A 23,139-nucleotide genomic window follows, 5' to 3' on the forward strand; every position below is an offset into this window, starting at 1 on the left:
TATTAAAGTTGATCAATGCAACATTCTGATTGCTTTCAACTTGGTTATATTGCGAAACTTCACGGATACAAAGGTGAAGTTTCGCTATTTTTAGACGTAACCAATCCGGAAGATTACCGAACACTCGATGCTTTCTTTATCGACATAAACGGACAATTAACGCCCTTTTTTGTCAAATCTTTTGTATTAAAAAACAAAGGGTTTGCAGCCGTAAAACTAGAAGGTGTTGACTCTGAAAACGACGCAAAAGTAATTCTTCGCAAAAGTTGTTATCTTCCAATATCTATATTACCTGAATTAGATGACAAACACTTTTACGACCATGAAATCATTGGTTTTAAATTGATTGATACGCGTTTTGGTGAAACAGGAATCATTGAGCAAGTGATTGACAACTCCGTAAACCCATTACTTCTCGTGATGAATGGTGACAAGGAAATCCTCATTCCATTTATTGATGGATTGGTACAAAAAGTTGATCGTAAAGCCAAAACATTACACGTTACTTCTCCTGAAGGACTGATTGAAATGTACATGGGATAAAATATGCCTGTTTTCCAATTCAAACACTTTCAAATCCAACAAAAACACGCAGCGCTAAAGGTCGGAACAGATTCCATGATCCTTGGTTCACTCTGTGGTTGGGAAAATCCAAAACGATTATTAGATATTGGAACAGGAACAGGAGTTCTTGCCTTGATGTGTGCTCAACGTTTTCCATTCCAAGAAATTATCGGTCTTGAAATCTCAGAAGAAGCGATTATTGATGCACAAATCAATGCCCAAAACAATCCATTTGACACCAAAATAACAATTGTAAATCAAGCCATTCAGGATTACAAACCAAAAGAAAAATTTGATGCAATCATCAGTAATCCGCCCTTCTTTGAAAACAGCTCTAAAAATCCGAATGATCAAAAATCATTGGCTCGACATACCGAAAGTCTTTCCTTTTCAGAATTACTCCAATCAATTACGAGGTTGTTAACCGCAGAAGGGAAAGCATGGATAATCATTCCCTTCGAAAGCACGGAAAATATCATTCAACTGGCAAATGCGAATGAATTATTCATAGCTGATTTAATCACCCTCTTTGGCAAACCAAAAAAGCCCACAAGAACCATTCTTTGCTTGATTAAGCAGATATCAGAAATTCAGGAATCTTCTTTGTGTATAAGAACGGAAAGTGGTTCTTATACGGAAGAATACAAAATTTTAACGAAAGAGTTTCACGATCGGGAGTTATAACAATCCTGCAATCTCTTCCTGAATTTCCACTCCTCGATGCTCGTTGTACCAGTTTTGAAGTTTGATTTTCACCTCTTCAAACGGTGCTTGATTTGAATGCATGTCTTGGTAAAGAACTTGACATTCAGCTGGTCTTGGTCCCCAAACGGCTAAATCTTGTGCCATCGCTGAAGCTATTGGCGACATGCGATCTCCGTTGGCATTTTTGATGATTAATTTCGGAATCGCTTTTCCTCCATTCGTCAAATAATCTTGAATTCTATTCGGTTCAGCATCCCGCAATTCAAAGTCAATGTGGATTAATGGATTTAATTCGGCCATCATGTGAATGAAAGGCACGATATGTGAAGCATCACCACACCAAGGTTCAGTAATTACAATCCATTGTTGCGCTTCTTGAATGGATTGGATTTTTTCTTTTACGTGTGGTAGGATTTCACCTTTTTTCAACCAACGATTCATCCGCGACCAATTGAGTTTGGTATAATTCAAGTAATCAGCGTTGTCGTAAGGAGCTGTTGGGTTTGGTTCGTTTAAAATTTGTTCGAATTGTTGAATGTAAGTTTGAAAAGTCATGACTGTAAATTTGATGATTCAAAGTTAGTGTCAATCCATCTCAAACAGATACAAAAAACGCTAAATTAATTAAGGTGCTTCTAGGTAGGATTTCAAGAATAAAAAAACCTGTTCGTAATATAACGATATCATAATATAGAAATATCATGATTATGTATTATGAATCCTGCTTCACGTCGTAGATCAACTCCGAGATATTCTCTTCTCTAAAATAAGTCTGGGCAATTTCTTGCAGCTCCGCACTTGTTAATTTATCAATGCTCGCATAAATTTCCTGAATCGTGTCAATTTGATTGAACAATAAAAGTGATTTTCCCAAACCTTGCATCAAACCTACATTGGAATCTAAAGATAGGGCGATATGCCCCTTTAACTGCTCCTTAGCTTGCTGCAATTGCTTCACTGTCAAAGGAACTTCGCGTAATTTCTTTAATTCCGAATAAATAATCTTAATCGTTTTGTTCAAGTATTTTTGATCGGTTCCGAAATAAATCGACCAATACCCCAAATCTGGAAATGGAGAATATTGAGCTTCGATATTGTAAGTGTATCCATATTTCTCACGAACGGAAAGAATCAAGCGGGAATTCATTGCGGGACCACCCAATACATTTGTCAACATGGTCATTCCTCGTCGGTGCTCACTATTATAACCTGGTGCAATTCCACCAATAATAGCATGAGCTTGATAATTCCCCTCCTCTACACGCTTCTTTACTGGAATATAGGAATCAAAAGTTCTTGGAATAGCCCTCGTTTTACCCGACGGCATTCCTTTGAATTGTTTCTCTAATTGTTTCACCAAAGAACTCAGCGGAATATCCCCCACAAAAGAAAGGACTGTATTCTCTGTAAAAAAGAACTTATCTACGTAACTTTTTAATGAATCTCTTCCGAATGATTGTACCGATTCTGGTGTTCCCAAAATGTTATTTCCAAGCGGGTGATTCGGGAAAATAAGCGCTTCGTAATCATCGAAAATTTTATCACTTGGATTATCCAAATAGGAATTTAATTCATCCAATACAATTTCTTTTTCTTTTTGAATTTCCTTCTCTGGAAAATTACTATTGATTGCGATATCTGAAAGCAACTCCGCTGCTCGATTCAAATGCGTTTTCACAAATGAAGCATACACACAAATCTCTTCTTTGGTTGTATAAGCATTCAATTCACCTCCAACAGAATCTAATCGGGATAAAATATGAAAGGCTTTTCGTTTTTCAGTTCCTTTGAAAATGCTATGCTCTAGAAAGTGTGCCAATCCAACTTCGTGGTCTTCTTCAAATCTGGACCCTGCAAGAACTGTAACCCCCAAATGGGCAACAGGAGAACTCGCATGCAAGTAAACCAACTTTAATCCATTTGAAAGTACGTATATATGAGGTAATAATTCTATCATTCGTTAAGGATTCTTGCGGTATAACTCCCAAGAATTATCGGATTTCAAGTTAAAAACAATGCGATCATGTAAACGAGAAGGTCTTCCTTGCCAAAATTCGATATTGGTAGGTTTAATCAAGTAGCCACCCCAATGAACTGGTCTTGGAACAAAATCAGGAAACTTTTCAGAATATTCAGCTACTCGTGTCTCCAATTCATCTCTTGAATCAAGGATTTTACTTTGGTGAGAAGCCCAAGCTCCAAGTTTACTTCCCCGCGGACGGGACTCAAAATAGGAATCGCTCATCTCTGAAGGAATCTTTTCTGCAAAACCAGTCATACTTATTTGTCGTTCCATTTCTGGCCAATACAACAAAGCATGTACTTTTGGATTAGCTTCAATAGCCTTTCCCTTATCACTTGTATAATTCGTGTAAAAAACGATTCCTTCTTCCAGTAATTCTTTCCAATAAACTACTCGAGCTCGTGGAAACCCATCAATCCCCAAAGTTGACACTGTCATTGCATTGGGTTCTGTGGTTGGTTTCTCAATAGCTTCCCGCAACCAACTTGCCAAAAGTGCAAAAGGTTCCTCACCGAAGTGATCCTCCAATTTACCTTTGTCAAACTGATGATGGTCGTTCCGAATAATGTTCAGAAAATCATCCATTATTTATTCTTCCTCGCCAAATTGGTCATCAATTACTGAATCTTCGTCGTCTTCTAACTCATCAACATCAGATCCTGGAGCAGAAAATACGGTTTTAGTTCCAAGAGCATGCTCAGCTACTTCTGCTTTTACTTGTTTCTCGAAATCAACAGCTACGCGATCCTCAGACTCATCTCCAAAAGGAAAAACATCCACAATTGGCGAAATAATAATGGAAGGAATGACATAGTCAATCATCATTCCACCCAAACTTTCTTTCAAACGCTCGTAAGCATCTTTCACTGAATGAGCAGTAACGATGAAATTTTGAGAAACTTTCTTTGCTTTTGCACCTTCTTCACCTCCGTCAGCACCAGCTTCGTATGTGATTTTACATTTGTACCAAACGTCCGCATCTTCGTAATGGAAGATGTCGTGAAAATCTGTGCGAGTAATTCCTGTTACAACAAACTCACCTCTGATTAAACTTCCAAGTTCTTCATAGATTCGAGCCTCAGCATCAGTAAAGGTCATCGCCGCTACTAAATAAGGTTCTGAAACACGCTTGAAAGTACCATCTTCCAACTGCTTTGTATATTTAACCTTTACGGTAAACCAACTATTCATTTATCAAAATTTTTAAGAGAAACAACGCTTATGCCGAAGCTTCAGCGCAGGCACAAAGATACGACTAATTCAAAATTAAAAATGCAAAATTGAAAAGAGAATACGTTAAAATTCCGAAGGTTGACTTCTTCTAAGTCCACACATCTTCGAAACAATTAACTCAACAGATTCATATTCCTTTTTAAATTCTGAATTCATTTAGTCTCGGTAAATTTGACCATTCCACAGAACCATCACCGATCTATTTGGAAGAGTTACCATCACACCATGACCATTGATATAATAATCCGTGTTATTAATTGTGGTTATTTCTTTGTAGACGCCTGCAACAGATGCAGCAACTCCTCCCATTAATGTTCTGAAAGCAAAAACATCGTTTTTCATGCGCCAGTCTTTCACTACAAAATTGGCTAAATTTTTCTTCTCTCCTTTATAATATTGATACGTTGAATTCGCATCTCCCCAAGCTACTAAATCATCTTTAGCATCCCAAAATTGAGGATAAGAACTCAAAGTTTCATATTTACCTTTTCCGTAATACTTTAGGTTTCCTTGCAAATCTTCATAAGCAACAAAGCCTCTTCCAGCTTTCACTTTCGGAGATCTAAACTCTTCTACATCAACAAATTCTCCATCTTGAAATACTGCAAATGTTCTAGTTTGAGGATCATTAAATGCCAAGATATCTGTCCCTGGGAAAAACTCAAAATCTGTCCCGTTGTAGGTCCCTAAATCGTAAATTTGACCACGGTAAAAAACCTTATATACATCTCCATTGTCCTTAAACACAATCAAGTTATCTCCTTGAACAACTGGCTCTGGAAGATCCATCGTGCTTTGAACAAGAGTGGTGATTTTGCCTTGATAAACGACATTCAACGAATTGTATCTAGTATCTTGGAATGCAATTATCGAATCTGTTACCCAGTAATTCCCTCCAAAAGAAGTCATATTGTGGGGCTTTCCATTTTCATAATAAAATAACAATTGACCAATATTCCATGCTGCCATATGATCAGAAACTTTGAAAGCTGCTGGTTGATTGGTCATAACTCGAGCAAAAGTTCCATCATATATTTTAAAATCTCGTTGATTATTATAGTATGCAAGAACTTCGTCTCCCATTACTAAACCACTTACGGCTTGGTGATCAACTTGATTGAAATATCCATCCTTGAACGAATGAAAAAAGTTGTTGTAATCCATGTAGGCAAATACAGTCTGTTTCTGCGCGAAAAGACCCGTTGTAAAAAGCAAAAAGCAAAAAGTCACTGATTTCATAGTCCCGAAGATAACAAAAACCGTGCTACTTTCCACATAGTTGAAAAGTTCAAAAAAGTTCAAAGTGTTCAAACATTTAAACCTAAAAGGAATAAATGCCGTTCGTCCAGTTTTACATCCGAAATTCATCTATTTCCTCATTTTGCGAATTTTGTTGTTATTTTCGTGAAAACAAGTCGAAAAATTCAACATGAAAAAAAGTCTTTTTACAGCATTGTTGCTTTCTTCTTCGATTTATAGCTTCTCACAAGAGAAAGTGAAATATATCGAATATGATTTAGCAAATGGAATGCATGTTATTTTACATGAGGAGCACGCTACACCTATTGTAGCCGTTTCTGTTATGTATCACGTAGGTTCAAAAAACGAAACCCCATCTAGAACTGGGTTTGCACACTTTTTTGAGCATTTGCTATTTGAAGGTTCTACCAACATCAAACGTGGGGAATACTCCGAGTTAGTTGAGAAAAATGGTGGAGCATTGAATGCAAACACAAGTCAGGATAGAACGTATTACTACGAAATCCTTCCTTCCAACCAATTGGAATTGGGTTTATGGTTAGAAAGTGAGCGTTTATTACATGCGCGAGTAGATCAAACAGGTGTTGATACGCAACGTGAGGTTGTAAAAGAAGAAAAAAGACAACGTGTCGACAATCAGCCATACGCTACTTTTATGGAAAATCTATTTAAGTTGGCATACAAAAATCATCCTTACCGTTGGGTTCCAATTGGAAGTATGGAAGACTTGAATGCTGCTCAAGAAATTGATTATGTGAATTTCTACCACACATTCTATGTTCCTTCTAACGCTGTTTTATCCATTGCTGGTGATATCAATATCGAGCAAACAAAAAAATGGATTGACAAGTATTTTGCTTCTGTTCCAAAAGGACAAGCAATTAACTTATTCCGTGATTTCGAAAATCTTTCAGATGCAGATTTCAAAACAAAATATGCTGTTGAAAAGACTGCTTTTGATGCTAAAAATTTCAATAACCCGAAAGATGCTAAAGCAAAAGAATTGTTGAAGAAATACAGTGCAATGTCTTGTGATATTCCAAGACCAAATCCTGCATTTGAAGCAATTTCGGGAGTTCAAAGAGAAACAGTATACGACAATATTCAACTTCCTGCAGTATTTATGGGATACAAATTCCCGAAAGAAACAGATAAAGATTTTGCTGCAATCGAATTTTTAAATGCGGTTTTATCTGGAAGTAATTCTTCCCGTATGAACAAAAGCATCGTTGAGAAAAAACAACAAGCTGTTGCTGCTTTCTCTTTTGCATTCAACATGGAAGATCCAGGACTGGGAATCGTTGCTGCTATCTCTTCAAACGGAACGAAAGTAGAAGACTTAGAGAAATCATTGGATGAAGAGATTAAATCAATTCAGGATAATTTAATCTCTGAAGAAGAATTTCAAGCAGTGCGAAATCAATTTGAAAATCAAATAGTTAGCTCCAATTCTACTGTTGCAGGAATTGCTGAAAACTTAGCTCAAAACAAAATGTATTTCGGAAGTACTGAATTGATCAACAAACAAATGGAAATCTACATGAGCATTACACGCGAAGATATTCAACGTGTTGCTAAGAAATATTTGACTCAAGACAACCGAATCATTTTATATTATTTACCAAAGGCAAACTAATAGAATAGATCATGAAAAAGTTACTTACACTTGTTGCTCTTACAGCAATTACAGGAGTTTACGGACAAATCGATCGTTCTGTAAGACCCGCTGCAGCTGCGGCACCAACAATTAATATTAAGAATTCGGAGGTTTTCAAATTGAATAACGGAATTACAGTCATTCTTTCAGAAAATCATAAATTACCACGTGTTTCTTTCTCTTTAACAATGGGAGCTTCTCCTATGATTGAAGGTTCTAAAGCTGGAACAAACAATCTGATGGGAGAGTTATTGACTTCTGGTACTACAAAGCGTTCGAAAGACGTACTAGACAAAGAAGTGGATAATATGGGAGCTTCATTAAATGCAAATGGACATTCGATTTATTTTTCTTGTTTGACAAAACACTTGGAAACAGGTTTAGATATCATGCAAGATGTGGCAATGAATCCTGCATTTCCAGAAAGCGAATTTGAACGCATTAAAAAACAAAATGAATCTGGATTACTATCTGCTAAATCAGATCCAAGTACAATGGCTTCGAATGCGGAAACAAAGATTGATTTCCCAAATCACCCGCTAGGTGAAGTAATGGATGAAGCTTCTTTGGCTGCAATTACATTAGATGATGTAAAAAATAGCTACAAGAAAGTATTCACTCCAAACGGATCTTACTTGGTAATTGTTGGAGATATCACCAAAGAAAACGCACTAAAATTGGCTGAAAAGTACTTTGGTGCTTGGAAAGGAAGTCCTGTTTACAAAGAAGACTTTGGAAACGGATTGAAAGCAAAAGGAAACCGTGTGATTTTTGTTCCTAAACCTGGAGCAGTTCAATCAGTTATTTCAATTACTTTCCCAATTGAAATGAAACCTGGAGCAGATGACCAAATTGCCTTAAATGTGATGAACAGTATTCTAGGAGGTGGATCTTTTGGAGCTCGTATCATGCAGAACTTACGTGAAGATAAAGCATATACTTATGGGGCTTATACTTCTTTTGAAGTAACAAGAGATGGAAGTTGGTTTGGAACTTCAGGAAGCTTTAGAAATGAAGTGACCGATTCTGCAATTACTGAAATTCTGAATGAGATTACTAAAATAAGTGATAGTTACGTGACAGATGATGAATTGAACTTAGCAAAATCTGCAATGGCAGGTGGTTTCGCTCGTTCATTGGAAAGCCCTCAAACAATTGCTCGTTTCGCACTGAATATCATTCGTGAAAACTTAGCTGCTGATTATTACCAAACTTATTTGAAGAAATTGGAATCAGTTAGCAAAGACGATGTATTAACAGTTGCTCAAAAATATTTCAAAGGCGGATTCAATATCGTAGTTGTTGGTAATGAGGAAATTCTTCCAAAATTGAAAGCTTTTGACAGTGACGGAGTGATTGAAAAATTAGATGCTTTCGGAAATCCTGTGAAGGAAATGAAAAAAGCAGATATTACAGCTGATCAATTAATTGAGAGATATATCAATACCGTTACAGCAACTAAATCTTCAAAAGAATTGACTAAAAAAATGAAGAAAGTGAAATCAATCGTTAAGAAAATTGAGCTTTCTTCTCCTCAAATTCCAGTTGTAATTAGCATGACTGACGTATTCGTTGCTCCAAATAAGGAAGCAATGAAAATTGAAGCGCAAGGAATGGTTTTCCAAAGCTCTTATTACGATGGAACGAAAGGTTCTTCGATGAATATGCAAACGGGTAAAAAACCTCTAACTGCTGAAGAATTAGCCTCTAAGAAAAAAGGAGAAGGTCTTTTCCCTGAAGTAAATTATAAAACTTCTGGTATGACTTACGAAATCAAAGGAATTGAAACTATTAACGGAAAAGATTACTATGTCTTGACAACTAATAATGGTGAAAGCCAATCATTTGATTACTTCGATGTTGCTACAAACTTGAAATACAAAACAATTTCAATTTCTAAACAAGGCGAAGAAACAGTAGAATCTACAATCGTTTATGATGATTACAAAGATGTAAACGGATTTTTATTCGCTCATAAACTAACTCAAACTGCTGGAGAGATGAGTCTTTCTGGAACAGTACAAACAATTGAGTTTAATGGCGAAGTTGACAAGACTATGTTTGAATAAAATTTATTGAATTAATCCAAAGGGTTTCAAGCAGGTATGTGATGCATCACGTATTTACTTGAAACCCTTTTTTATTTTCAGGCAACCTATCTCATTTTTCAATTGTAATGAAGAAACAAATCACATTACAATATGAAATCAATTTTTACACTTATTACGAGCTTCTCTTTATGCTCGGTTTTTGCACAAAATGTAACCCTAGACCCCAATTTTGGTAATGCTGGAATCACATTTACCCCAAACACTTCTGAAATTAACGACCTTGCGATCGGATCTGATGGTTCCATTTTCAGTTCTGGATACAGTATTGAAGCAGGAGGAAGTGGGATTTATCATTTGACAGTAACAAAACACAACAGTGATGGTTCGATTGCTACCAACTTTGGAACAAATGGAATCGCAAACACTATTATTGATTATTCCGAATTTCCATTAGATCTGAAAATCCAAGCGGATGGAAAAATTTTGGTTTCAGGATCAACTTACCTTGGGCCAACACAAAATGGACCTGGTGATTACAAATCATTTGTGGTACGTTATTCAACTGACGGTACTTTAGATGCAAGTTTTGGAACAAACGGAATCTTTCAATTAATTCACTCGGATAGTCATATTGCTTCCATTATTACCTTAACTGATGGATCAATTCTATTAGCAGGAAACAGTTATGGAAGTGCTGCAATTAGTAAACTGAATTCAAACGGAGTTCTTGATAATCAATTTGGAACAAATGGCACGAGTCACCTATCTGACATGAATTACAGCTTTATTCTTTGGAGTGCTATTTTACTACAAGACAATACGATTCTTTGTGTTGGATATGAAAACTCTGAATCAAATAACTCAAAGCTTACTTACTGCAAAGTAGATACAAATGGGGATTTCATTCCTGCTTTCGGACAAAATGGAAAAGTCATTATAGATTTATCAAACACAACCCCAGAAATAACTGAATTATTTTCCATGGTCAAAGAAAGTGCTGATGGGAAAATTTTAATCGGTGGTTACGCATCCACCAATATTTTACTTCAAATTCATCCAAATGGAACCCCGGATAATTCATTTGGAACGAACGGAATATTGAATCATCCCTATCCTTTTACTGATTTTGAGTTTCAGGAAGACGGGAGAATTCTGATTGGCGGAAACAAAGAAATGAGTGAGTACAATTATGGTTACACCGTTACAAGACTTCTTGAAAATGGGAATTTGGATTCTTATTTCAACAGCGTAGGAACATTTGATTTAGATATTTCAACTGGACATGATTATCTTCAATCCATGAAAGTAGATGAAGATCGAATCATTGTTGGCGGTTCTTCCAAGCAAAATTCAATTTCAAATTTCACCTTAGCAAGTATTGATATCAGTCAAAGTTTATCGATTCAAGAAATTGCTGGTGAATCATTTAACACTTACCCTACTCCATGTGAGGATTACCTTTTTATTAAAACAACAGATTTAATCATCCAAAAAATAGAGTTAGTAGATGCTGCAGGAAAGTATATCGATGTATCTACTCATTCACTTGAAACAAATACAATCAATACAACACATTTATCAGGCGGAGTGTATCAATTAGTTCTAACTACAGCTGATGGAAATCTATTCGTACAAAAAATCGTGAAAAAGTAAGATTGAGATTCCGTAAATACTACCTTTAATCCATGGAATTGAAATCATATTTTGAGTGTTTCGATATTTTTACTTCTGGAGAAATTGATTATGCTATTAGCCTATTTTCGAAGCGAAAGTTAAATAAAGGTGATTATTTCATTCAAGAAGGTCAAAAATGTTCAGAAGTTGCTTTCGTTCAAAAAGGAATATTCAGATCTTTTTATGCCTCACAATCTGGAGATGAAATCACCTATTGTTTTCGTTTTCCGAATGAGTTAATCGCTGCTTATTCTTCTTTCATTACTGGAAATCCCAGTGTGGAAAACCTGCAAGCACTTTCACCAGCAGAGCTATTGATTATCCAACAAAAAGATATTGACTTATTGGTGAAAGAAAATCCAAAATGGGTAACGTTTTTGAGAATAATTGCAGAACAAAATTATTTAGAACTTGAAACTCGGGTATTTCAATTGCAACGAGATTCAGCGCAAGAGCGGTATCAAAACATGCTTAAAAAGCAGCCACAGTATATTCAACAAATTCCCTTACAGTACCTTGCCTCTTATTTAGGAATTACACAACGTCACTTGAGCCGAATTCGGAAACAACTCGTTTTTGAGACAAATGTCCTGTAGATTACATGAATGACTCTTTAACTTTGCTCTAAACAACTGAAATGAACAAAAAAATAGTAATCATCAATGGTCATCCAAATGCAAATTCATTCAACTTTGGACTTGCAGAAGCATACAAAAAAGGAGCAGAAATAGCTGGTGCTGAAATCAAAGAAATTGTCATTGCGGAATTAAATTTCAATCCAAATTTGCAATTTGGTTATCAAAAAAGAACCGAACTAGAACCCGATTTACTCGAAGCGTGGGAGAAAATCAAATGGGCAGATCATTTGGTTTGGATTCATCCAGTTTGGTGGGGTGGTTTACCCGCGATTACCAAAGGATTTATTGATCGGTTATTCCTTCCAGGGTTTGCCTTTCAATACCGCGAAAACTCTTCTTTTTGGGACAAACTATTGAAAGGGAAAACAGCACACATCATTACAACTTTGGATCAACCCGGCTGGTTCTATCGGTTCTATTTTAGAAGACCAAGTGTGAATCAATTGAAGAGATCTACTTTGCAATTCTGTGGAATTAGCCCTGTGAAAGTGAGTTATATTGCGATTGTCAAAAACTCATCTACAGGAATGCGTGAAAAGTGGCTAAAAAAAGTTGAGAATTGGGGAAAAGGGCTGAAATAATAAAAACTATGTTTTCTATGTGAGCTATGTGGTTAAATGGAAACCACATAGAAACAGAGGGAACATAGCATGAAATCAAACACTTCCATTCTGTAATCCACCCGTATGAAGAAAAATAACAGTCTGAGGAGTTTGGAAATCCTGCTGTTCCAACCAATTCATTAAGGCATAAAATGCTTTTCCAGTATAGATTTTATCCAGTGGCAAATCGAATTCAGCCTTACGATCTTGGATAAAATCTATTAATTCTTGGTTCCATTTTCCATAACCTCCAAAATGGGATTCAGAGTGCACTTCTACTCGATTTATATATTCGGTTATCGTTTCTTCATCTATCAGAAAAGGAAAAAGCTGTTTGCGCATTTCGGCTGTCGAATCAAATCCTTTCAAAACAGGAACGACATGTAAAGTTGTGTTCTCATTTGAACCAACCAGCAAACCGCAGCTGGTCGTCGTTGTTCCCTGGGCTACAAATAAATGATCAACCTGATCGGGCAATTCCTTCCAAATTTCCTGGCAACCAACCAACCCGTAATAATTCGAGCCACCTTCAGGAATTAACAAAAAAGACGGATATGCTTCTTTCCAACCTTCTTGACAACTTTTCTCGTTACGTTCATCATAGGATTCTCTCGGAACAAATAACAGCTCCATTCCCAATTCTGAACAGCGTTTCAAATTATCGTTGCTCGTTGCTGTCAACTCCTCTCCGCGAACAATTCCAATCGATTTCATTCCTGCTAATTGACAAGCTGCAGCGGTTGCCAACAAGTGATTCGAATAAGCTCCTCCAAAAGTCAGAATCCCGTCTTTCTTTTGAAATTGCACCAATTCGATGTTGTATTTCAGTTTACGCCATTTGTTCCCAGAAACTTCCGGATGAATCAAATCGTCGCGTTTTACAAGTAACCGAATATTCTTAAACTTAGACGAATCAAGCTTTATTTCTTGTAAAATGGATTTTGAAGATTCGAATAGCTCCATGAAATGTTTAATTTTGTAGAATGAATGATGATTTTCGTCCGCTCCCCAAAAATAATGGTTTAGATCCAGATGACTTTTATTATACACCAGAAGGTTATATTGTTTTTACAGAGAAGTATCATTTAAAGCGCGGACATTGCTGTAAAAGTGGCTGCAGACATTGTCCGTATGGATACGATAAACGAACAGACACTTTTAAGAAACATTCCGAATAATTGAAAATTATCATTTTTTTATCTCCGGAATAAATAGCGTCGAATTCTACCACCTCGTTTGGCGCCATTCTTTTTGTTCCGTTTTGGAAAGGAATGTCCAACAAACGATACGGCTTCTTTTATTTCCTGTTCCCATTGGAATTGTTTTGATTTGAACAGCTTGATTCTTATCCAATGACTGATAGATTCCTTTCAAATTGGATTCTTTTGAGACCAAGGACGAAAACCAGTAACAGTTTTTAGAGAACTTTTTACTTTCCTGAATCATGTTCATGAGAAACTGAAATTCTCCTCCTTCACAAATCAGTTCGTTGCTATTTCCAGAAAAATTAAGTTCTGGCATTTTTAACTGTTTCCCTGAAAGGTTTTTGATTTTTCTTCGTGTTCCGTTTTGTGCATCATCCAAGGACGAGTGAAAAGGTGGATTGCAGATTGTCAGATCAAATTTTTCTTCGTTTCCTATAATTCCACTAAAAATAGCTTTCGGTCTTGTTTGTAAACGACATGTAATCTTATTTCGAAGAGAAGAATTGGCCTCCACAACATGCCGTGAAGAAGCAACCGATTTCGGATCAATGTCAGACCCAATAAAACTCCAGTCGTATTCCGTAACTCCAAGAATGGGATAAATACATGTGGCTCCAACGCCAACATCCAAACAGGTGATTTGATTCCCCTGCGGAATACCATTCGGATTGTTTTCAGCTAACAAATCGGCCATGTGATGAATATAATCAGCTCTTCCAGGAATTGGCGGACATAAGTTCTCATCTGGAAATTCCCAATTCCTTATTCCATAATAATAATTCAGTAAAGCCTTGTTCAGAAGTTTGACCGCAGCTGGACTTGAAAAATCAATGGAATCGTCACCAAATTTATTTGGTTTTACATAACTTTTCAACTCCGGAGTAGAATGGATTAAAGCAGTTAAATCATAACGTTCTCGGTTTTTGTTTCGAATGTGCAATCTTTCCACACTGCTCCTCTTCTCAGCCTGCAACTTATCAAATTTAGATTTGTCCATTTTGGAATTGTTCAATTAACCAACGTATTCCGCGAACAATCGCTCCACTTCCTTCTCCAAATCAGGTGTTCTTCCTGGATGTGGCCGTGACGTTTGAATGATGGAACTTCTCACAGCTGTTAGCCAACGAAAACGCTCTGGTAATTCCTCACAGGCAATTGGTCCGCCAGCTTTAGATCCGAGAGCAATTAATTCAAAGGCTTTCAAATTTGCTTTTACTTGATCGATATCCAATTCACATTTAAACCAAGCTAAACGCTCTTCGTCCAATTCGATTTTCGCCTGAATAAATTTTTCCCGCTTCGAAAACAAGATAATCCCGACATTGATGAATTCTTCGCGCTCTACCATTGGTACCAACCGAATTACAGCATATTCATATAAGAACATTTCGGGCAGTTTTAGCTTCGTTTACAAAATTGGCAGAATGATTCAAGCGAATGGTTAAAAATTGCTTGTACACTTCTCTAATTTCATCTGGAGTAGCATCCAAATCTTCCCAGTTCAACCACACATCAGGAATGGAATCCACTAATTGATGGATTTTTTCTTCACTCAATTTAGAGCGACAAAATGTATCTGCTTCGTCCATCTTAGAGGCTTGAGGCAAAAGTACATGGTCTTTGACATATACAAAATTGCTGCTTGCCGTTTTCTCCCAATTGTCCCAAGTATGATGAAAATAGAACGAAGCACCGTGATCAATTAGCCATAATTCCTTCTTCCAAATCAACATATTGGTATTTCGGAAAGTTCGATCTATGTTCGTAATAAAGGCATCCAACCACACAATTTTAGAAGCAGTTTCTTCATCTACTTTCGTCACAACTGGATCGAAGGTAATTGCTCCAGAAAGAAAATGTAATCCTAGATTTAAGCCATGACTTGCGCGCAATAAGTCTTGAATTTCTTCATCAGCTTCTGAACGTCCAAAATCTTCATCTAAATGAATGAAAACCAATTCGGGAACTTTAAATCCAAGCATTCGAGCAATTTCTCCACCTAAAAACTCTGAAATCAATGCTTTTACGCCATGTCCAGCACCACGAAATTTCAATACATACTTGAAATCATCGTCTGCATCCACCAAAGCTGGAAGAGATCCTCCCTCTCTCAACGGAGAAATATACCGTGTTACGTTTACTGTTCTTAGAAAATCCAACATCATCATATCTTGCTTTGTTAAAGCTTATCCTCACAATTTTCGCACTGACGTTTGTCATTGATTCTACTTATCCTCACAATTTTCGCACTGACGTTTGTCATTAATTCTACTTATCCTCACAATTTTCGCACTGACGTTTGTCATTAATTCGTCTTCGATAGCTATGCTATCTCTTCTTTGCGAATTCCATTTTCAGGTACTTTCCCAGAATACTGAGACAAAATACTCTTAATATACTTGATATCCGCATCCACATCTCCTGTTGGCGTAAACAAAGAATGGAATCCTCCAATTTTTCGTTTGTAATCGATGTAACCAATGTAAATAGGAACATTCGCATTTTGAGCAATGTAATAAAATCCTTTTTTCCACTTTGGTTGGTAACTTCTCGTTCCTTCGGGTGTGAAAACCATGAAACATTTTTCGTTCTCATTGAAATATTTCACAGCCTGTTCAGTAATATTATTCGTCGTTTTCTTACGATCTACAGGAACTCCACCCATTGCCTTTAAAAGATATCCGAGTGGAAAAAAAAACAAATCTTTCTTAATTAAGAATTTCCCATTAACGTTGTAGTGCGAAAAAGCAATTTTTCCAATTATAAAGTCCCAGTTAGAAGTATGTGGCCCCATCACTACAACTGCCTTATTAACACCCACTGGAGTGTGATTGTCTATCTTCCAACCAAATAGCTTAAGAAGCCAGAAAAAGAATTTTCCCATGAAACAAAGTTACAATTTCAATAAAAAATTACCTTTATGATATGCAAATAAAAAAACGCTTTTATTCAGCCTTCCTTGTAGTGCTACTTACTGCTTCTAGTTTATTGATTTTTATTTGTATAAACATACTTTCTACAAGTCCCAATAATCCTCACATTCCTATTCCAATAGATGTAAAATGGATTATTCGTTTAGATGCTGAATCATACATCAAAAGAGAAGTTTACAATACACTTTTCACTGAAAAAGACGATGTTTTTATCCAACAACTCAGAGATATCTATGAAAATAATACCAATGAGGAATCTAAAAAGAAATCCCTCCACTTAGATTTACAAGAAGATGCGGTGGTTTATGGAATAGAACGTGACGGTAAAAATTTACTTGTTATTGCTGTACAAACTCAAAACAGCTCTGCATTCAATGAAAATATATTGGATTACTGTAAATCCAATCAAATTGGAAAATCAGAAGGGCATAACGCGCTATTTATTACTCAATTGAGCGGAAAAAAATCCAGTAAGAAAGAGCTAGAAGGATACATCTCTCAATTATTTCAAGCGCCAATCATTGAATTGCAGAAAGCGGCTCCAGAAAAGAATGAATTCATTGCCTTAGATTTCAAAAAACTCCCTACTTCAACTGGTTTTTCAAGTTTAAACCTGTCGATTCAACATCAAGATGAAGAAATTAATTTGGAAGGAGAATTGGTGTATCCTAAAAAATTGGAGAACAGCTTGAAATTTGGACTAAAACCAAAAGGAGTATACATTTATTCTCGATTCATTTCTGAAAAATTACCCGATACCTTATTGAATTTTTTACCTGCTGGAATTCCTCATTTCAAAGATATTCAAGCTTATGCGGTAGATTTCAAAGGAACATATTTAGAAGATCCAAAAGATAGTCTACCAAGCATCATTGGCTTCTTACCAACTCCAGTAATGAATCTGATTATTCAAACTAAAAACAAGTGTAAGGTAGAAGATTTATGGAAGAGCTTTCCAAAATCTGTACGCAAATCAAATCTTACCTTGAGCTTTGGAAATACGGTATTTCACTTGAAACAACTTTCTGAAAACACTTATTTCATTGGTGTAGATCCTTCTGCGATTATTCCTTATTCTGGAAATGACATTTTCTTCATCAAAGGGCATTTGGAAAAATCAACCAAAATATACGGAAGTACTTTTGTTACTGCCTTCATTGAAAACATGGGGCCAGTTAAAGCATTTAATGATTTCTTGAAAAGTACTGAATCCATAAACATTGAAATCAAACCTAAGAAAGGAACTCTTTATGCGATTATCGGACAAATCAAGTTCAAGAAAACCAAGTATCCGCTTCATGAAATAAGTAAAATGGTATTGACTTTAAGTCTTTTTGATCAAAGTTTCGGTGGACTTTCAGCTCATTAAACGTAACGAACTTTTACCGTCACTGCTTTATCTTCTTTTAGAGAAAATTTAAAACTATCATATTTTGGTTTACTCCAAGATGTGTGATAGTAATCCGCGAATCCGAACCCTTCGTCAGGCATCAGCATGGTATAGTCCATTTCCTTATTCTTATTTTCGTCGTCTAAAAGAGCCATACCATACTCTCCCGATTCAATTCCAGTGAAGGTACAAGTAATTGTATTGTTTTTCATTTCACTTTTATCAACTGTCTTTATTTTCCAAGCAAGTCCTTTGTTGTAGTTTTCTGCACTTCGAAAAATTTGAAGCTGAATATTTCCAGTACTATTACGAATATTGGTTACTTTAACGGTAATTGTATGATAAGCTGGTGTTTTAAATGATACAGACACTAAACTCACTAATGCAATTAGAATGAAGCTTAAAAAAAATCTTTTCATGGTACTAAAATAGATGTGCGATATAAATTTAATTGTTCTGACTGAAACTTTTTCAAACTGAAATCAGATTTAACAATTTCTTGAAATAGTTGGGGGCTTCTACTAATCGAGAACCATACCAAGAAAAGAACTCACCATCAACCAAAATAACCTGGCTATTAGGAAACTGCACTTGAAGTTCTTCGATATGTTTTTCTTTGAATGGAAAAGGTTCTGAACTCAGAAAAATAAAATCAGGATTCAATTTTTCCAGATTCACTTGCGGATAACGATCTTGTTGAACCGCGTTTTTAAACCCCAAACGTTCTAGCATTGCATCGATAAACGTATTTCCAGCCGCTGCGATATACGGATTTTTCCAAATCAGATAAAGTACACTTCCTCTTTTCTTTGCGGGTTCGTTGATTGTAGAAAAATTCGTTTGAATCCTTGATACAATTTCAGTAGCTTTTTCAGTTGTTCCAGTAATCTCTCCTAGCTTCTGAATCATCTCCAACGCATCTTCCAAATTGAAAATATCGCTCATCCAAGTTGGACATAAGTTTTGTAAAGCTTCAATATCCGATTGATTATTTTCTTCCTTATTTCCAATAATCAAATCCGGATTCAAAGACTGAATCAACTCAATTTTCGCATTTTTTGTTCCACCTATTAATTGAATTTCTTTCCGTAACTCTTTCGGATGAACACAAAACTTGGTAATCCCAACTAAGCGGTCTTTCAATCCTAAATCGACCAACAACTCGGTTTGAGATGGAACCAACGATACAATACGCGAAACGGTGGAATGAATCTCCACCGTTCGCTGCATTTGATCTGTATATTTTATTTTATCCATTCAAACTTTTATGTTCTTCCGCGGTAGGTTTATTTATGCCAAAGAAGCAATCACATCCTGACGAGTCAAGATTTTCTTATCACCATTAGCGCGCTCTACTATAACCGCCGGTGTTTGCTCATTGATTAATTTCGCTACCTCTTCCAATTTCGCTGTTCCTTGAACTACTGGGAAAGGTTTTTGCATAATTTTCGAAATCGGCGTGTCTCTCAAAGTAGGATTATCAACCAACAATTGATAAACCTGAGAATCATTCAAAGAACCAACCAATTCTCCGTCTCTTAAAACTGGAATTTGAGAAATGTTGTATTTACGCATTTTCATAATTGCATGTGAAACTAATTCTTCCGAATACAAGGTTACCAAAGGCAAATCTGCATGACGAGCAATTACATCTTCAGCTGTTTTGAACTCTTCTTCCAAGAATCCACGCTCACGCATCCAATCATCGTTAAAAATTTTACCCACATAACGACTTCCATGATCGTGGAATAAAACAACCACTACATCATTTTCTGTTAATTGATCTTGCAATTGCAACAATCCACCAATCGCTGCACCAGCAGAATTACCTACAAAAATCCCTTCTTCACGCGCCAAACGACGAGTGTAAACGGCTGCATCTTTATCTGTTACTTTTTCAAACAAATCAATCACATCAAAATCTACATTTGCAGGAAGAATATCTTCTCCAATTCCTTCAGTGATATATGGATAAATCTCATTTTCATCAAAAATTCCAGTTTCCTTGTATTTCTTGAAAACAGAACCGTACGTATCAATTCCCCAAATTTTGATGTTTGGATTTTTCTCTTTCAAGGATTTTCCAACTCCAGAAATTGTTCCTCCAGTACCAACTCCTACAATAAAGTGCGTTACTTTCCCTTCTGTTTGTTCCCAAATTTCTGGTCCAGTTTGTTCGTAATGAGCAGTTCTGTTTGATAAATTATCATATTGATTCACATACCAGGAGTTTGGAATTTCTTTCGCCAATCGTTTTGATACTGAATAATAAGAACGAGGATCTGAAGGCTCAACAGCAGTTGGACAAACAACTACTTCCGCACCAACAGCACGCAAAATATCCATTTTCTCTTTCGACTGCTTGTCATTCAAAACGCAAATAAGCTTATAACCTTTGATAATTGCTACCAATGCCAAGCCCATTCCTGTGTTTCCTGAAGTTCCTTCAATGATTGTGCCTCCTGGTTTTAGAACCCCTGATTTTTCGGCATCTTCTACCATTTTTACAGCCATTCTATCTTTCACCGAGTTTCCTGGATTCGTTGTCTCAACTTTTGCTAAAACAGTTGCTTTACAGTTTTTTGTGAGCTTGTTCAATTTCACCAAAGGCGTATTACCAATGGTTTCCAATATATTGTTATAAACTTTCATCAATTGAATTTTACACAAAGATAGTTTTAATTCAAAATTCAAAATGTAAAAGTTTGGGTTTCTGATTCAAGTTTTATTGCAATAGCTATCCAGATTACATTTTGACATTTTTATTGATATCTATTTAAAGCTTCACTTATCTATTTAAATAATCAAATATATTTGTTAAGAAATAAAACTATACTATGAAACAAATACTTGTAATTGGAATTATTAGCACATTGATTTTCAGTTCTTGCAGAACAACTCAAGGGATGCGAATTCAGGTTCAAAAACCTTCTCGAATCTCAGTAAACAAAGCTATTAAAACAATTACATTATTAAATCATTCAATTCCTGGAAGAGAAGGTTTACTTGAAGGAACACTGACCTTGGAAACCCCTAAACAAGACAAAGAGCTTTCGAACGAATGTATTCGCGGAATTGATGAATTATTGAGGACAAGTGAACGTTTTCAAATCAAACGTTGTGACAGTAGCATGCTCGCTTCAAAAAGTTCAAGTATCGATTTTGGAACAACGATGAATTGGGATCAGGTAGATAGTATCTGTAAAAAGTATGAAACCGATGCCTTATTAGTTTTAGAATTTTTCGATACCGATTTCAGTGTCATTAATCCGGCAGCTACAGCAGTCAATACTGTTCAAAATGTATTGAATGGGAACTCACCTGAAGTTCAGATAACAGGTAAAGCAACAGCTAGAGCTGGTTTTAGGTTGTATTATCCCGCGACTAAAACAATTGAATATGAGGATCGCTACAAACAAGACCGAACTTGGGTTCAACGTTCAACCAATCCAATTGAAGCTATTGCCCGATTAATTAAACGCAACGATGCATTAATTGAAGTTAGCTACTATACAGGAGAATCTTTTGCACATGATTTAGTACCACTTTATTTTTGGCAACAACGCATGATGTATATCGGCAAAAAAGACGGGATGAAGATTGGAGCTCGTCAGGCCTTAACTAGGGATTGGGAAGGAGCATTAAAAACATGGCTAGAGGTTTACGAATCAAGTCCAAAAGCCAAATTCAGAGCCCGTGCTGCCTACAATATAGCGCTTGCATACGAGGTGTTGAATGATTTGCAGAACGCCAAAAAGTGGGTTCAAACTTCTTACGTTGAAGGTGGAAAAAGTGAAGCATTGGAGTATTCGAATATCTTGGAGAATAGGATTAAAGAATTGGGAATCTTGGAAAATCAGCTTACACAGTAGTTTAAAGGTGAAAGAGTTCAAAGAAAGTTCAAAAAGTTCCAAGTTTAAAAATGTTTAAGAGGTTTAAGCCAACATACTATTGAACTATTGATCCCGATAGCTATCGGGAATTGAACTATTGAACTATTAAACTTTTAAACACTTTCAACTTTAAGCTGTCATTTTTGCGAAAGTTTAGCTAATTTTGTTTTCATGTCGGATTTTGTTGTTTCTGCCCGAAAATACAGACCCCAAACCTTTGATACGGTTGTTGGGCAAAAGGCAATTACTAACACTTTAAAAAACGCAATTAAGAATCAGCACTTAGCTCAAGCATTCTTATTTTGTGGTTCTAGAGGAGTTGGTAAAACGACAACTGCCCGTATTTTAGCAAAAACAATCAATTGTTTTAACAGAACAGAAGCTACAGAGGCTTGCGATCAGTGTGAAAGCTGTAAATCTTTCAATGAAGGTGCTTCCTTAAATGTTTACGAATTAGATGCTGCATCCAATAACTCCGTAGATGATATCCGTGGATTGATTGAACAAGTGAGAATTGCCCCTCAATTGGGAACTCACAAGGTGTATATTATTGATGAGGTTCACATGCTCTCAGCTTCGGCTTTCAATGCTTTTTTGAAGACATTGGAAGAACCACCAGCTCACGCAATTTTCATTTTAGCAACGACCGAAAAACATAAAATTTTACCGACTATTTTATCTCGTTGTCAAATTTTTGATTTCCAACGAATTAAAGTAAAAGATATTGCAGATCATTTGGCACATGTTGCCACTCAAGAAGCTATTTCAGCAGATCCAGATGCACTTCATTTGATTGCTCAAAAAGCAGATGGGGCTTTGCGTGACGCGCTTTCCATTTTTGACCAAATTGTTAGTTTTTGCGGAACAACAATCACGCACAAAGCGGTTCTCGAAAACTTAAATATTCTCGATCACGATTACTACTTCAAAATCGTTGAAAATGCATTAAATGAAGATATTCCAGCCTCCTTGTTGCTTTTCAATGATGTGATGGAAAAAGGATTTGATGGTCATAATTTCTTAGTTGGATTAGCTGAACATTTCAGAAACTTATTGATTTGTAAAGATCCTAGAACGGCAAACTTATTGGAAGTTGGAGAAGCCACAGAGAAACTATTTGTTGATCAGTCTAAAAAATTAGACGGCGGAATTGCTTTAAGATGCTTAGGGGTTTTAAGTAAAGCAGACGTAGATTACAAATCAGCAAAGAATCAGCGACTCTTAGTTGAATTAACCTTGATGCAAATTTGTTCAGTGAAATCTGAGCTTGAAAAAAAAAATCCCTAACTGATCCTGTTGCAATTATTCCTT

General features: G+C 36.2%; 24 protein-coding genes. 11 read left to right on the forward strand and 13 right to left on the reverse strand.

Annotated elements, in window-relative coordinates; translation table 11 throughout:
* Positions 1-15: 15 nt before the first annotated feature.
* Together rimM and FLUTA_RS19875 are read left to right on the forward strand one after the other, a co-directional pair.
* Positions 16-543 carry a ribosome maturation factor RimM gene (gene rimM, locus FLUTA_RS19870; RefSeq protein WP_013688703.1) on the forward strand — a complete coding sequence of 176 codons (528 nt, stop codon included), beginning with the start codon at positions 16-18 and terminating at the stop codon, positions 541-543.
* Positions 544-546: 3 nt separating this feature from the next.
* Positions 547-1,248 (forward strand): tRNA1(Val) (adenine(37)-N6)-methyltransferase, encoded by a 702-nt coding sequence (locus tag FLUTA_RS19875; RefSeq protein ID WP_013688704.1) that lies wholly within the window; start codon positions 547-549, stop codon positions 1,246-1,248.
* On the opposite strand, the gene FLUTA_RS19880 is transcribed toward FLUTA_RS19875, so the two are convergent.
* The 5 genes from FLUTA_RS19880 to FLUTA_RS19900 form a co-directional block, all read right to left on the reverse strand.
* Positions 1,243-1,824 carry a thioredoxin family protein gene (locus FLUTA_RS19880; protein ID WP_013688705.1) on the reverse strand — a complete coding sequence of 194 codons (582 nt, stop codon included), beginning with the start codon at positions 1,822-1,824 and terminating at the stop codon, positions 1,243-1,245. The genes FLUTA_RS19875 and FLUTA_RS19880 overlap by 6 nt on opposite strands.
* 157 nt (positions 1,825-1,981) lie before the next feature.
* Positions 1,982-3,226, reverse strand: coding sequence for a M16 family metallopeptidase (locus tag FLUTA_RS19885; RefSeq protein WP_013688706.1), 1,245 nt, complete (start codon positions 3,224-3,226; stop codon positions 1,982-1,984).
* Between the two features lie 3 nt (positions 3,227-3,229).
* A complete protein-coding gene (pdxH, locus tag FLUTA_RS21315; protein ID WP_013688707.1) occupies positions 3,230-3,877 on the reverse strand; it encodes a pyridoxamine 5'-phosphate oxidase in 648 nt (215 codons plus the stop codon).
* Positions 3,878-3,880: 3 nt separating this feature from the next.
* Positions 3,881-4,483 carry a DUF4494 domain-containing protein gene (locus FLUTA_RS19895; protein ID WP_013688708.1) on the reverse strand — a complete coding sequence of 201 codons (603 nt, stop codon included), beginning with the start codon at positions 4,481-4,483 and terminating at the stop codon, positions 3,881-3,883.
* A 198-nt stretch (positions 4,484-4,681) separates the two neighbouring features.
* Positions 4,682-5,764 carry a hypothetical protein gene (locus FLUTA_RS19900; protein ID WP_148235476.1) on the reverse strand — a complete coding sequence of 361 codons (1,083 nt, stop codon included), beginning with the start codon at positions 5,762-5,764 and terminating at the stop codon, positions 4,682-4,684.
* Between the two features lie 190 nt (positions 5,765-5,954).
* On the opposite strand from FLUTA_RS19900, the gene FLUTA_RS19905 reads away from it, so the two are divergent.
* From FLUTA_RS19905 to FLUTA_RS19925, 5 genes are all read left to right on the forward strand, one after another.
* On the forward strand, positions 5,955-7,421 hold the full coding sequence (locus tag FLUTA_RS19905; RefSeq protein WP_013688710.1) for a M16 family metallopeptidase: 1,467 nt from the start codon (positions 5,955-5,957) through the stop codon (positions 7,419-7,421).
* Between the two features lie 11 nt (positions 7,422-7,432).
* Positions 7,433-9,511, forward strand: coding sequence for an insulinase family protein (locus FLUTA_RS19910; RefSeq protein ID WP_013688711.1), 2,079 nt, complete (start codon positions 7,433-7,435; stop codon positions 9,509-9,511).
* Between the two features lie 132 nt (positions 9,512-9,643).
* Complete coding sequence (locus FLUTA_RS19915; RefSeq protein WP_013688712.1) at positions 9,644-11,146, forward strand: T9SS type A sorting domain-containing protein; 1,503 nt, start codon at positions 9,644-9,646, stop codon at positions 11,144-11,146.
* 32 nt (positions 11,147-11,178) lie between these two features.
* A complete protein-coding gene (locus FLUTA_RS19920) occupies positions 11,179-11,763 on the forward strand; it encodes a Crp/Fnr family transcriptional regulator (RefSeq protein WP_013688713.1) in 585 nt (194 codons plus the stop codon).
* Positions 11,764-11,804: 41 nt separating this feature from the next.
* The gene (locus FLUTA_RS19925) at positions 11,805-12,386 is read left to right on the forward strand and encodes an NAD(P)H-dependent oxidoreductase (protein WP_013688714.1); all 582 of its coding nucleotides are present in this window, start codon (positions 11,805-11,807) and stop codon (positions 12,384-12,386) included.
* Positions 12,387-12,461: 75 nt separating this feature from the next.
* Here FLUTA_RS19925 and FLUTA_RS19930 read toward each other — a convergent pair whose 3' ends face one another.
* On the reverse strand, positions 12,462-13,370 hold the full coding sequence (locus FLUTA_RS19930) for a 1-aminocyclopropane-1-carboxylate deaminase/D-cysteine desulfhydrase (protein ID WP_013688715.1): 909 nt from the start codon (positions 13,368-13,370) through the stop codon (positions 12,462-12,464).
* A gap of 20 nt (positions 13,371-13,390) precedes the next feature.
* Between FLUTA_RS19930 and FLUTA_RS19935 the strand changes: the two genes are divergently transcribed.
* Positions 13,391-13,585 (forward strand): C1orf53 family protein, encoded by a 195-nt coding sequence (locus FLUTA_RS19935; RefSeq protein WP_013688716.1) that lies wholly within the window; start codon positions 13,391-13,393, stop codon positions 13,583-13,585.
* Between the two features lie 46 nt (positions 13,586-13,631).
* Here FLUTA_RS19935 and rlmF read toward each other — a convergent pair whose 3' ends face one another.
* The 4 genes from rlmF to FLUTA_RS19955 form a co-directional block, all read right to left on the reverse strand.
* Positions 13,632-14,609 (reverse strand): 23S rRNA (adenine(1618)-N(6))-methyltransferase RlmF, encoded by a 978-nt coding sequence (rlmF, locus tag FLUTA_RS19940; protein ID WP_013688717.1) that lies wholly within the window; start codon positions 14,607-14,609, stop codon positions 13,632-13,634.
* Positions 14,610-14,624: 15 nt separating this feature from the next.
* The gene (locus tag FLUTA_RS19945) at positions 14,625-14,999 is read right to left on the reverse strand and encodes a DUF3037 domain-containing protein (RefSeq protein WP_013688718.1); all 375 of its coding nucleotides are present in this window, start codon (positions 14,997-14,999) and stop codon (positions 14,625-14,627) included.
* Positions 14,986-15,780: a HipA family kinase gene (locus FLUTA_RS19950; protein ID WP_013688719.1), complete on the reverse strand. Its 795-nt coding sequence runs from the start codon at positions 15,778-15,780 to the stop codon at positions 14,986-14,988. Before FLUTA_RS19950 ends, FLUTA_RS19945 begins: the two co-directional genes overlap by 14 nt.
* Before the next feature lie 155 nt (positions 15,781-15,935).
* A complete protein-coding gene (locus tag FLUTA_RS19955) occupies positions 15,936-16,496 on the reverse strand; it encodes a 1-acyl-sn-glycerol-3-phosphate acyltransferase (protein WP_013688720.1) in 561 nt (186 codons plus the stop codon).
* Positions 16,497-16,537: 41 nt separating this feature from the next.
* Between FLUTA_RS19955 and FLUTA_RS19960 the strand changes: the two genes are divergently transcribed.
* Positions 16,538-17,914, forward strand: coding sequence for a hypothetical protein (locus FLUTA_RS19960; protein ID WP_013688721.1), 1,377 nt, complete (start codon positions 16,538-16,540; stop codon positions 17,912-17,914).
* Here the strand turns inward: FLUTA_RS19960 and FLUTA_RS19965 are convergent.
* The 3 genes from FLUTA_RS19965 to FLUTA_RS19975 are packed head-to-tail and all read right to left on the reverse strand — an operon-like array spanning position 17,911 to position 20,587.
* Entirely contained in the window at positions 17,911-18,354 is a 444-nt protein-coding gene (locus FLUTA_RS19965) for a DUF2141 domain-containing protein (RefSeq protein ID WP_013688722.1), read from the reverse strand. The two genes, FLUTA_RS19960 and FLUTA_RS19965, sit on opposite strands and share 4 nt — an antisense overlap.
* Before the next feature lie 52 nt (positions 18,355-18,406).
* Positions 18,407-19,192: an ABC transporter substrate-binding protein gene (locus FLUTA_RS19970; RefSeq protein WP_013688723.1), complete on the reverse strand. Its 786-nt coding sequence runs from the start codon at positions 19,190-19,192 to the stop codon at positions 18,407-18,409.
* Positions 19,193-19,225: 33 nt separating this feature from the next.
* Complete coding sequence (locus FLUTA_RS19975) at positions 19,226-20,587, reverse strand: pyridoxal-phosphate dependent enzyme (protein WP_013688724.1); 1,362 nt, start codon at positions 20,585-20,587, stop codon at positions 19,226-19,228.
* Positions 20,588-20,772: 185 nt separating this feature from the next.
* Between FLUTA_RS19975 and FLUTA_RS19980 the strand changes: the two genes are divergently transcribed.
* The gene (locus tag FLUTA_RS19980) at positions 20,773-21,807 is read left to right on the forward strand and encodes a DUF6340 family protein (RefSeq protein ID WP_013688725.1); all 1,035 of its coding nucleotides are present in this window, start codon (positions 20,773-20,775) and stop codon (positions 21,805-21,807) included.
* 192 nt (positions 21,808-21,999) lie between these two features.
* Positions 22,000-23,115: a DNA polymerase III subunit gamma/tau gene (gene dnaX, locus FLUTA_RS19985; RefSeq protein WP_043023971.1), complete on the forward strand. Its 1,116-nt coding sequence runs from the start codon at positions 22,000-22,002 to the stop codon at positions 23,113-23,115.
* Positions 23,116-23,139 lie beyond the last annotated feature (24 nt).

It is taken from the genome of Fluviicola taffensis DSM 16823, assembly GCF_000194605.1.
Lineage (GTDB): Bacteria > Bacteroidota > Bacteroidia > Flavobacteriales_D > Crocinitomicaceae > Fluviicola > Fluviicola taffensis.